The 10,674-nt window shown below is 70.9% G+C and carries 9 protein-coding genes; 1 reads left to right on the top strand and 8 read right to left on the bottom strand.

The window, feature by feature from the left end:
* Positions 1-443 precede the first annotated feature (443 nt).
* Positions 444-1,451: a stage II sporulation protein M gene (locus IA22_RS0118835; protein WP_030124235.1), complete on the bottom strand. Its 1,008-nt coding sequence runs from the start codon at positions 1,449-1,451 to the stop codon at positions 444-446.
* 118 nt (positions 1,452-1,569) lie between these two features.
* Here IA22_RS0118835 and IA22_RS0118830 point away from each other — a divergent pair, with 118 nt between their 5' ends.
* On the top strand, positions 1,570-2,505 hold the full coding sequence (locus IA22_RS0118830) for an RDD family protein (protein WP_081889844.1): 936 nt from the start codon (positions 1,570-1,572) through the stop codon (positions 2,503-2,505).
* 77 nt (positions 2,506-2,582) lie between these two features.
* On the opposite strand, the gene IA22_RS0118825 is transcribed toward IA22_RS0118830, so the two are convergent.
* From IA22_RS0118825 to IA22_RS0118795, 7 genes are all read right to left on the bottom strand, one after another.
* Positions 2,583-3,215: a hypothetical protein gene (locus tag IA22_RS0118825; RefSeq protein WP_015577426.1), complete on the bottom strand. Its 633-nt coding sequence runs from the start codon at positions 3,213-3,215 to the stop codon at positions 2,583-2,585.
* A 124-nt stretch (positions 3,216-3,339) separates the two neighbouring features.
* Positions 3,340-4,797: an adenosylhomocysteinase gene (ahcY, locus tag IA22_RS0118820; RefSeq protein ID WP_014155919.1), complete on the bottom strand. Its 1,458-nt coding sequence runs from the start codon at positions 4,795-4,797 to the stop codon at positions 3,340-3,342.
* 262 nt (positions 4,798-5,059) lie between these two features.
* Positions 5,060-6,148 (bottom strand): cation diffusion facilitator family transporter, encoded by a 1,089-nt coding sequence (locus tag IA22_RS0118815; RefSeq protein ID WP_030124233.1) that lies wholly within the window; start codon positions 6,146-6,148, stop codon positions 5,060-5,062.
* A gap of 87 nt (positions 6,149-6,235) precedes the next feature.
* Positions 6,236-7,447, bottom strand: coding sequence for a mannose-6-phosphate isomerase, class I (gene manA, locus IA22_RS0118810; protein ID WP_030124232.1), 1,212 nt, complete (start codon positions 7,445-7,447; stop codon positions 6,236-6,238).
* Positions 7,448-7,502: 55 nt separating this feature from the next.
* Positions 7,503-8,639, bottom strand: coding sequence for an SIS domain-containing protein (locus IA22_RS0118805; protein WP_030124231.1), 1,137 nt, complete (start codon positions 8,637-8,639; stop codon positions 7,503-7,505).
* Positions 8,640-8,679: 40 nt separating this feature from the next.
* Positions 8,680-8,862, bottom strand: a complete 183-nt coding sequence (locus IA22_RS0118800; RefSeq protein ID WP_015577430.1) for a Trm112 family protein — start codon at positions 8,860-8,862, stop codon at positions 8,680-8,682.
* A 401-nt stretch (positions 8,863-9,263) separates the two neighbouring features.
* Positions 9,264-10,634 carry a phosphomannomutase/phosphoglucomutase gene (locus IA22_RS0118795; protein ID WP_014155914.1) on the bottom strand — a complete coding sequence of 457 codons (1,371 nt, stop codon included), beginning with the start codon at positions 10,632-10,634 and terminating at the stop codon, positions 9,264-9,266.
* Positions 10,635-10,674 lie beyond the last annotated feature (40 nt).

Genomic DNA, 10,674 nt, shown 5'->3' with positions numbered 1-10,674 from the left:
CGGACGCTTCCTTCGGTCCCGTTTCACCGGGGCCCTCCGGGCGCTTCCCTTCGTTCTTGCGTTTCCGACTCTATCAGACTCTTTCGTGTCCGATTCTCCCTTTCCGGCGAGTCCGACTCTACCAGATTCTTTTTCGTTCCGTTTCCGGTCCGAATTCGATTCCAGCGGCCTGCGGAGTGGCCTTTGCCTTTCGGCTGATTCGACTTTATCAGAAGCATTTCGGCCGGAGCGAATCCGGCTGTTTGCTCGAAAGAGAGAAGAATCGTTCGGCTCGGCGAGGACCACGTCCTGTGCACGAGCGAGTTGAACTTTAGACGTTCCCGCACGAGCTGTCCAGCTCGTTGGAACCGTTAAAATCTACCTCCCCACGCGGACTGTGTCAACAGTTTTTTGTGGGCGACCAGGAGACTAGCAGGTCAGCGAGCTCAAACGCACATCGGCTCTCAGGCAGCGGCGGGAAGCTCGGCGCTTCGCCCCTCGGCTTCGAGGTCTCCCGTGTCGCCGGCCCTGGCCGCCCTGCCTCCGAGTACGTAGACGTACACGAGAAACGCCAGCTCAGCGGCTATCCCGATGGAGATGCGCGCCCAGGTGGGAAGTCCTGACGGGGTGACGAACCCTTCGATGACGCCGGAGACGAACAGGACAAGGGCCAGGCCGATGGCCATGCCCATCGCTGCCCTTCCCTGCTGGGCCAGGGCCGAGCGCCGTGTCCGTGGGCCCGGGTCGATGACCGTCCAGCCGAGTCGCAGGCCTGTCCCCGCCGCGACGAAGACGGCGGTGAGTTCGAGCAGCCCGTGTGGCAGTACGAGCCCGAGGAAGGTGTCCAGACGGCCGGCGGAGGACATCAGCCCGATCCCGACGGCCAGGTTGAGCACGTTGACGAGGAGGATCCAGATCACCGGTATGCAGAGGAACGCCCCCAGTACCAGGCAGATGGCGGCCGCCTGAGCGTTGTTCGTCCAGACCTGCGCGGCGAAGGACGCAGCCGGGTGGCTGGAGTAGTACGTCTCGTACTCGCCACCCGGGCGCGTCAGGGCGCGCAGGTCCTCGGGGGCGGCGAGCGATGCCTGGACCTCCGGATGAGTATCGATCCACCAGCCGATGACGGCCGCCAAAAGGGTGGAGAGCACAGCTGTGGGTATCCACCAGTGCCGCGACCGGTAGACCGCCGCGGGGAAGCCTGCCGTCAGGAATCGCGCGGCGTCACGCCACGATGCCCGGCGTGTTCCCGTGACCGTGGAGCGCGCGCGGGCCACGAGCTGGGTGAGGCGGGCGGTCAGCACGGGGTCCGGGGCGCTGGACTGGATCAAGGACAGGTGTGTTGCGGTGCGCTGGTACAGGACGACGAGTTCGTCCGCTTCCTCACCCGTCAGGCTCCGCCCTCGGTGCAGAAGATGGTCCAGGCGGTCCCACTCGATGTGGTGGGTGTTCACGAAGACGTCGAGATCCATGGTCGGCTGCTGCTCCAGGCATGGTGCGTACGGGTCCGTACTACGGCGGTGCGCTGCGGGTCAGCTTGGCAGACTGTGACTTCGAGGGGCAGTGAAGGGCGGCGAGGGGTGGGTGGCGATGGATGAGCTCGTGACCGGGGACGCGGTCGTACTGGGGTTGAGGCCGGCGAGGCTTCCCAGCAGGGCGTTGGCCATCGCCATCGACCTGGCGGTACTCATGACGGTCTTCGTGGTGCTCTCCCTCGGTCTTGCCGTGGCGTCCGTGACGCTCGACGAGGCGGCCACGGCCGCGATCACCGTCGCCACGTTCCTTCTCGTGCTGGTGGGCGGGCCGGTCGCGGTCGAGACGCTCAGCCACGGCCGTTCGCTCGGAAAGCTCGCCTGCGGGCTTCGCGTGGTGAGGGACGACGGCGGTCCGATCCGCTTCCGGCACGCACTCGTGCGGGGTGCGATGGGCGCGGTCGAGATCCTGGGGACCTTCGGCGTGGCGGGCAGCATCGCCTCCCTGGTCTCCGCGCGCGGCCGTCGGCTCGGTGACGTGTTCGCCGGCACGCTAGTCGTCCGTGAACGGGTACCGGCCGGACGCGCCGCGGCCGCGCCTCCTCCCCCGCCCTGGCTCCTGGGACGTTTCGCCCAGCTGGACCTCTCCGGTGTCCCGGACGGTCTGTGGCTGGCGATTCGGCAGTACCTGACCCGGATGAACCAGCTGGACACGGTGGTGCGAGGCGCGATGGCCGAGCGACTGTCCACGGACCTCGCGGCGCGCACCGGCGTTCCGGTGCCTCAGGGGGTGCCTTCGGCTGCCTACCTGGCGGCCGTGGTGCACGAGCGACAGGTCCGGGACGTCCGGCGGGTGGCCGCTGCGGCCGGCCACGGCAGCCCGGCCCCGGCGCCCCGGCCCGTACCCGCGCGCCAGGAGTTCGTCGGCGAGCGCACGGTTAACGATCGTCCGGCAGAGGTGCGGCAGGGCGCCCCGGACAGGCCGTCGGCGACCGCCCCGGGCGGGGACGGGGCAGAGGTGCGGGCAGCGACGGGGTTCGCACCGCCGGCCTGAGCGTGCGCAGCGCCGTCCGCGCGCGGCTGGACGGAGGACGTCTGCCCTTGTCGCCCGGGCACGGCCTGTCGGCGCCCCTATCCCTCGTGCGTCGCGCGGGGCATGGCCGAGGGTGGCGATTCCAGATGCTCGAGCTCGATGCCCGGAGCCGCCAGCACCACGTCACCGGCGATGTGCACGGCGTGCTGGTCCCCGGTGTCCAGGGCGTTGACCTGGTACTCGTCCACGATCAGAGGCCCGTTGTCAGTGGCGTGCGCTTCACTGTTCAGCAGCGACCAGGACTGGTCGACGGTGCGGGGGGCGAGAACCGGGTCCGTGAAGGTGACCAGACGGACCCGGGTCGCGGGGGAATCGGGGGTGAGGCGCAGGAGCCGGGCGGTGGCGACGAGAAAGGCGGGGGATGTGCCGGAGAAGCTGTGGGCGCGGACATTGCCTTCGGTGGCGTGAGCGCCGGTCGGATCGTTCCGTACCCAGGTGACCCCGTCGAGGGCGGCGCCGCGGATCTGCCAGCTCGCGGCGTGCAGTTCGAGGCGGATGGGGCGGCCGAGTTCGTCCAGTGCCAGATCGACGGAACCCAGGTGAGCGCCCGAGGGCCCGGTCGTCTGGGAGACGTAGCGCCAGCCGGAGGGGCCGGGCGCGCAGTGGAAGTGTTCTTCGCCGAGGGGGGTGTGGTCGTGGACATCGTGGAGCGAATAACGGCCGCGGGGCATGGGGTCCTTCGGGTTCCTCGGGCTGTGCGGGTGCGGTACGGGGCAGGCCCCCGACACGGGGGTGCGGGGGCCTGCGCTCGGACCTGCTGCTGAGAGCTGTGCCGGCCGTCGGCCGACGGCCGGCTCAGTAGCGGTAGAGGTCGGACTTGTACGGGCCCTCGACCGGGACGCCGATGTAGTCGGCCTGCTCCTGGCGCAGGGTCGTGAGCTTCACGCCCAGCGCGTCCAGGTGAAGACGGGCGACCTTCTCGTCCAAGTGCTTCGGCAGCACGTAGACATCGGTCGGGTACGCCTCGGGCTTGGTGAACAGCTCGATCTGGGCCAGGGTCTGGTCCGCGAACGAGTTGGACATGACGAACGAGGGGTGACCGGTGGCGTTGCCGAGGTTCAGCAGGCGGCCCTCGGACAGCACGATCAGGACCTTGCCGTCCGCGAACGTCCAGGTGTGGACCTGCGGCTTGACCTCGTCCTTGACGACGCCGTCGATCTTGGCCAGACCGGCCATGTCGATCTCGTTGTCGAAGTGGCCGATGTTGCCGACGATGGCCTGGTGCTTCATCCGGGCCATGTCGGAGGCCATGATGATGTCCTTGTTGCCCGTCGTCGTGACGAAGATGTCCGCGGTCTCCACCACGTCGTCCAGCGTCGCGACCTGGTAGCCGTCCATCGCGGCCTGCAGGGCACAGATGGGGTCGATCTCCGTGATGATCACCCGGGCGCCCTGGCCGCGGAGCGACTCGGCGCAGCCCTTGCCGACGTCGCCGTACCCGCAGACGACGGCGGTCTTGCCGCCGATCAGGACGTCGGTGGCGCGGTTGATGCCGTCGATCAGCGAGTGGCGGCAGCCGTACTTGTTGTCGAACTTCGACTTGGTGACCGCGTCGTTGACGTTGATCGCCGGGAACAGGAGGGTGCCGTCACGGTGCATCTCGTAGAGACGGTGGACACCGGTGGTGGTCTCCTCGGTCACGCCGCGGATCTCGGACGCCAGCTGGGTCCACTTCTGCGGGGACTCGCCGAGGGTGCGGTTCAGCAGGGTGAGGATGTACGCGTACTCCTCGCTGTCCGCGGTCGACGGGTCCGGGGCCTCGCCGGCCTTCTCGAACTCGACGCCCTTGTGGACGAGGAGGGTGGCGTCGCCACCGTCGTCCAGGATCATGTTCGGACCGCCGGTGGGCGTGTTGGGCCAGGTCAGCGCCTGCTCCGTGCACCACCAGTACTCCTCCAGGGTCTCGCCCTTCCAGGCGAAGACCGGGACGCCGGCGGGGGCGTCCGGAGTGCCGTTCGGGCCGACCGCGATGGCGGCCGCGGCGTGGTCCTGGGTGGAGAAGATGTTGCAGGAGGCCCAGCGGACCTCGGCGCCGAGGGCGACGAGCGTCTCGATGAGCACCGCGGTCTGCACCGTCATGTGCAGCGAGCCGGTGATCCGGGCGCCGGCCAGCGGCTGCGCGGCGGCGTACTCCTTGCGGATCGACATCAGGCCGGGCATCTCGTGCTCGGCGAGGGTGATCTCCTTGCGCCCGAAGGGGGCGAGGGAAAGGTCTGCGACCTTGTAGTCCTGGCGATTGGCGGCCGTCGTCATAACGGGCTGCTCCTCGTAATGGGTCGAGGGTGGACTGGCTGGCTCTGCGGCGGCCACGGGCACACGAATGCCCGGGCGATCCGCAGTGCAGTCCGTCGGAGGCCCTCTCTCCCTCGGCCGGCCCGCTTCCGCGAACCGATCGACCGCCATCAGCAGCGACGTCTGGTACTCCCCCGAATCTACACCGAACGGCCCAGCGTGCCCCAGCCCGCCTGGGCGGCGGAGTGAGACACGGGGCCGTTCGGGGCTGATCCTCAGCGGGTCAGTGGCCGGATTCCTTCGGCGCGCCGCCCGGAGACGAGCTGCCGTGGGTCGTACCGCTGCCGGAAGCGTCGACGTCGGACGCATCGGTGCCCGACGCGTCGCCGCCGGGTGTGATGCCGTCGGGAGAAGCGGGGCCGCCCGGGACCTTGGCCGGGTTCTCGCCGGCCGCGGCGGCGGCCTCGTCGTAGATGTCGGGCTCGAGGTAGATGACACGGGCGATCGGGACGGCCTCGCGGATCCGCTTCTCGGCGTCGTTGATCGCGTCCGCGACCTCCGCGGCGGACTCCTCCGCCCGTACCGCGATCTTGGCGGCCACCAGCAGCTCCTCCGGACCGAGGTGGAGGGTGCGCATGTGGATGATGCGCGTCACGGTGTCGCCGTCGACGACCGAGGCCCGGATCTTCTCGACGTCCTCGACGCCGGCCGCCTCGCCGAGCAGCAGCGACTTGGTCTCGGCGGCGAGAACGATCGCGATCACGATCAGGAGGATGCCGATGCACAGGGTGCCGATGCCGTCCCAGACGCCGTTCCCGGTGCCCAGCGCCAGGCCGACGCCTCCGAGGGCCAGGATCAGGCCGACGAGCGCGCCCAGGTCCTCGAGGAGGACGACCGGGAGTTCAGGTGCCTTGGCCCGACGGACGAACTGCGTCCAGGACAGCTTGCCCCGGGTCTGGTTGGACTCGGCGATGGCCGTACGGAAGGAGAAGCCCTCGGCGATGATCGCGAAGACCAGCACGCCGACCGGCCAGTACCAGGCCTCGATCTCGTGGGGGTGCTTGATCTTCTCGTAGCCCTCGTAGATGGCGAACATGCCACCGACGGAGAACAGCACGATGGAGACGAGGAAGGCGTAGATGTAGCGCTCGCGCCCGTATCCGAAGGGGTGCTGCGGGGTCGCCTCGCGCTGGGCCTTCTTGCCGCCGAGCAGCAGGAGACCCTGGTTGCCGGAGTCCGCCAGCGAGTGGACGCTCTCCGCCAGCATCGATGACGAGCCACTGAAGAGGAACGCCACGAATTTGGCCACTGCGATCGCGAGGTTGGCGGCGAGTGCCGCCACGATCGCCTTGGTTCCGCCTGACGCGCTCATGGGTGGGTGGTGTCCCTTCCTCGATGCTGCGGCACGGGCGCCGCGTTACGGCCGGACATTGTTGCAGCAGACGGTGGGGACCGTACGTCAGACCACCACGGTCGCGCGGAAGAGTGTTCCCGTACCGGCGGCTTCGACTGTTTCGTCCGCCGGGACGAACAGGGATTCGCCGGGCGCGAGGGCGATCTGTCCCGCTCGCGGGGCGCCTGCGGTGCAGAGCAGGATCTGCGGGGTGGCCGCCGTGAGGTCGACGGGGGCGCCGCCGGGCGGCAGGACGTAGCGCGACAGCCGGAACTCGTCGACCGGTGTCTCGTAGAGCTCTTCGCCGGTGGGCGCGGCCTCGGGACGCAGGACGGCGGGCTCGGTGGCTTCGAAGCGCACGATGCGCAGCAGTTCGGGTACGTCGATGTGCTTGGGGGTCAGACCGCAGCGCAGCACGTTGTCGGAGTTGGCCATGATCTCGACGCCCAGACCGTCGAGGTAGGCGTGCGGCACGCCGGCGCCCAGGAACATGGCCTCGCCGGGCTGGAGTTGCACGTGGTTCAGCAGCATGGCCGCGATGACGCCCGGGTCGCCGGGGTAGTGGTGGGCGATCTGGGCGTACGGGGCGTGCGCGCCGCCGAGGCGTTCGGCGGCCTCGGCAGCCTCGGCGACCGTGTGCGTCATCTCGTCGGGGTCCGAGGTGAGGATCGCCGTGAGGACCTCGCGCAGCGCCCTGTCCTCGGGGCTCGCCCGGAGGAGGTCCACGTACGGCTTGAGGGAGTCGACGCCGAGGGCCGCGATGAGGTCGGCTGCCTCCGCGGGCCTGCGGAACCCGCACAGTCCGTCGAAGGGCGTGAGCGCGCAGATGAGTTCGGGCTTGTGGTTCGCGTCCTTGTAGGTGCGGTGGGGTGCGTCGAGCGGGACGCCCCGGCGCTCCTCGTCGGCGTAGCCCCGCTGTGCCTGTCCGAGGTCGGGGTGGACCTGGAGCGACAGGGGTGCGCCGGCCGCGAGCAGCTTGAGCAGGAAGGGGAGGCGGGGTCCGAAGGTGCGGACCGTGGCGGAGCCGAGTTCGCGTTCGGGGTCGGCGTCGATGACGTCCGTGAGGGTCTGTTCACCGGTCGCGGGGCCAACTGAGCCGGTCGCGGGGCCCGCCGAGCCGGTCGCGGCGGGGCGGGTGAGGCGCGAGGGGGCGCCCGGGTGGGCTCCCATCCACATCTCGGCCTGCGGTTCGCCGGTCGGGGCTGTTCCGAGCAGTTCGGGTATCGCCGTGGTGGACCCCCAGGCGTAGGGGCGCACGGTGTTGGAGAGCCGGTCCATGGAGATGTGTCCTCGTGTGGTGCGCGGGGCTGGGTGCTCGGGGGGTTGCGGGCCGTCAGGCCCGGTTGTCGGAGGCCAGGGAGGCGTAGACGGCGGCGAAGTCGGTGACCGCGAGCAGTTCGGCGAGGGCTTCGAGCTCGCTGCCCTCCTCCGGTTCGAGTTCGCTGATGGCCGTGTCGTGGCTCAGGGCCAGTTCACGGGCGGCCGGGCCGGCGGTCAGGCCACCGGTCGGGCGGTCGCGGAGGAGGACGACACGGGCCCGCATGGCCTCGGGCTCGTCCACCCGGTCCCGGAAGAAGTCGTCGGGGTCGCCTCCCGCGGCGAACGCTCCGGCGAGCAGCCCGCCGTGCGAGGGCAGCGCCTCCGGCAGTTCGGCCACGAGGGCGGGACGCCCTGCGAGCTCGGCCAGGACGGCGGCGAACCGGCGCCCGACCGGGCCTGCGGAGTCCCCTTCCGTCCAGAGGAGGGGCAGGCTGTCGGCGAGTTCCGAGGCGAGGGTCTTCGCCGGGTTGCTGTAGGTGGCGATGGCCGGCCCGCAGCGCTCGGCGGTGCGGTCCAGGCGGTCGGCGACCTTCTGCAGCATGTCGGGGGACGCGTCGATCAGCCCGACCCGGTCCAGCAGGGCGAGCAGTGGCGTGAGCAGGGCCCAGAGGGTTCCGGGTCCGGCTGCGGAGGTCTCGGCGTCGTACTCGCCGTGCGGGGCGGCCGCCATGGGCACGACGAGTCCGTGGACCCCGTCGACGGCTTCGCGCAGGGGCGACCGGACGGGGGCGACGGCGACGACCGTGCAGCCACGGCGGTACGCCTGCTCGGCGAGGAGCGCGAGGCCGGGTTCCGATCCGTCGGCCGTGGCGATGAGCAGCAGGTCCACGGATCCGGCCCATCCGGGCAGGGTCCAGCGCAGTGCTCCGGCGGCCGCCGCGACCCCGGTGGGCCGGATCGCGGTGACGGGTGCGGAGGCTCCGGCGAGGGCACCGACCAGGTCGGCGACTCCGGCCGCGGCCGTGCCGGGGCCCGCGACGAGGACGGCGCGGGGCCGGCCCTCGGGGGCCAGCGCGCCGATTCCGGCCTCGGCGGCGTGCCGGGCGGCGGTGCGCACGCGGGCCCCGGCCTCGGCGGCACCGCGCAGCAGACCTCGGCGGTCCGCTCGGGCCAGGGCGTCCGGTGCGTCGAGCAACGACTCGTCGAGCATGGTGGTGGGCCTCCGATCGCCGTGCTGATCAGGGTGCGGGTCAGGCGGGGCGGCGGGCCTCGTCGACGAGGAGCACCGGGATGCCGTCCCGGACCGGGTAGGCGAGACCGCAGTCCGTGCCGGTGCAGACCAGCTCGGGGCTCTCGGCCGCGGACCGGTCGTCGAGCCCTGCGTGGCAGGCCGGGCAGGCGAGGATCTCCAGGAGGCCGGCTTCGAGCGGCATGGGGTGGGTCCCTTCAGGCATGCGGTGCGGTTCCGGTCAGGACCCGGTTCGGGTCCCCGGAGCTTGGGGCGTGGTCAGCCTACCGCCGGGCCGAGAGGGTCGCGGCCCGGCAGGCCCCGCCCGACGGGGCATGCGTCGGGTGGCATGCCCGCGACGGGCGGTACACGCATCGTGGGGCTCATGGACACCATGGGCGCACACGATGCCTGTGCCTGGGGTGCGTGTGCCCGGATGCCCGCCGGTAACGCGTGGAGCGGGGAACGAGGTCCCCGGTTTCCGCCGTGGAGGACGGGATCGGACCCTTCGCGCCCCCGCGGGCAACGTTCGCGCCCGCGCCGTGGACGGCGAAGGCGACGACGGGCCGGGACGCACCGGTCACCCACGCACCGGGTACCGGAGGGTCAGGCGCGGACGAGGGCGAGGACCTCGTCGCGGACCGCCGCCATCGTCTTCTCGTCCCGGGCCTCGACGTTCAGACGCAGCAGCGGCTCGGTGTTGGAGGCACGGAGGTTGAACCACCAGTCGGGGCCGGTCACCGTGAGTCCGTCGAGCTCGTCGAACCGCACGCCGTCGCGGCCCTCGTACGCGGCCCTGATCGCGGTGAGCCTGGCCGCCTGGTCGTCGACGGTGGAGTTGATCTCGCCGGATCCCGTGTACCGGTCGTACCGGTCGAGGAGTCCCGAGAGCGGGCCCTCCTGGCCACCGAGGGCGGCCAGGACGTGGAGGGCGGCGAGCATCCCCGTGTCGGCGTTCCAGAAGTCGCGGAAGTAGTAGTGGGCGGAGTGCTCGCCGCCGAAGATCGCTCCGTGCTCGGCCATCTCCGCCTTGATGAAGGAGTGGCCGACGCGGGTGCGGACGGGGGTTCCGCCGTTCTCGCGGACGACCTCGGGGACGGACCAGGACGTGATCAGGTTGTGGATGACGGTGCCCTCGCCGCCGTTGCGGGCCAGCTCCCGGGCGGCGACCAGGGCCGTGATCGCGGAGGGCGAGACGCCCTCGCCGCGCTCGTCGACGACGAAGCAGCGGTCCGCGTCGCCGTCGAAGGCGAGGCCGAGGTCGGCGCCCTCGGCGAGGACACGGGCCTGGAGGTCGACGATGTTCTTCGGGTCGAGGGGGTTGGCCTCGTGGTTCGGGAAGGTGCCGTCGAGCTCGAAGTACATGGGTACGAGGTCGAGGGGCAGCCCCGCGAAGACCGTGGGTACGGTGTGGCCGCCCATGCCGTTGCCCGCGTCCACGACGACCTTGAGCGGCCGGATCCCGTCGAGGCCGACGAGGCCCAGCAGGTGGGCGGCGTAGTCGGTGAGGGTGTCGCGTTCGGTGACCGTGCCGGGCGTGGTGGCGGCGGCAGCGGCGGGCAGGCCGTGCTCGGACCACTGTTCGACGAGCGTGCGGATCTCGGTGAGGCCGGTGTCCTGACCGACGGGTGCGGCCCCGGCGCGGCACAGCTTGATGCCGTTGTACCGCGCCGGGTTGTGCGAGGCCGTGAACATCGCTCCCGGCAGGTCCAGCGCCCCGGACGCGTAGTACAGCTGGTCCGTGGAGCAGAGCCCGATGAGGGTCACGTCCGCGCCGCGTGCCGTCGCGCCCCGGGCGAAGGCGGCGGACAGACCGGGTGAGGACGGCCGCATGTCGTGGCCGATCACGATGGCGTCGGCGGCGGTGACCTGGACGAAGGCGGCGCCGAACAGTTCGGCGAGCGGCTCGTCCCACTGGTCGGGCACTACTCCGCGCACGTCGTACGCCTTCACGAGCTGCGACAGGTCAGCAACCACGGCCGGTCCTCCTGGGATCTTTACGGACCGCCCAAACTAC

The sequence above is a fragment of the Kitasatospora papulosa genome (assembly GCF_000717245.1).
GTDB classification, from domain to species: Bacteria; Actinomycetota; Actinomycetes; order Streptomycetales; family Streptomycetaceae; genus Streptomyces; species Streptomyces papulosus.
This window is presented reverse-complemented; position numbering and strand designations above follow the sequence as displayed.

Coding starts and splice junctions, on each gene's coding strand:
- IA22_RS0118835 (WP_030124235.1), bottom strand. CDS start 1,451: ATGGATCTCGACGTCTTCGTGAACACCCACCACATCGAGTGGGACCGC.
- IA22_RS0118830 (WP_081889844.1), top strand. CDS start 1,570: ATGGATGAGCTCGTGACCGGGGACGCGGTCGTACTGGGGTTGAGGCCG.
- IA22_RS0118825 (WP_015577426.1), bottom strand. CDS start 3,215: ATGCCCCGCGGCCGTTATTCGCTCCACGATGTCCACGACCACACCCCC.
- ahcY (WP_014155919.1), bottom strand. CDS start 4,797: ATGACGACGGCCGCCAATCGCCAGGACTACAAGGTCGCAGACCTTTCC.
- IA22_RS0118815 (WP_030124233.1), bottom strand. CDS start 6,148: ATGAGCGCGTCAGGCGGAACCAAGGCGATCGTGGCGGCACTCGCCGCC.
- manA (WP_030124232.1), bottom strand. CDS start 7,447: ATGGACCGGCTCTCCAACACCGTGCGCCCCTACGCCTGGGGGTCCACC.
- IA22_RS0118805 (WP_030124231.1), bottom strand. CDS start 8,639: ATGCTCGACGAGTCGTTGCTCGACGCACCGGACGCCCTGGCCCGAGCG.
- IA22_RS0118800 (WP_015577430.1), bottom strand. CDS start 8,862: ATGCCGCTCGAAGCCGGCCTCCTGGAGATCCTCGCCTGCCCGGCCTGC.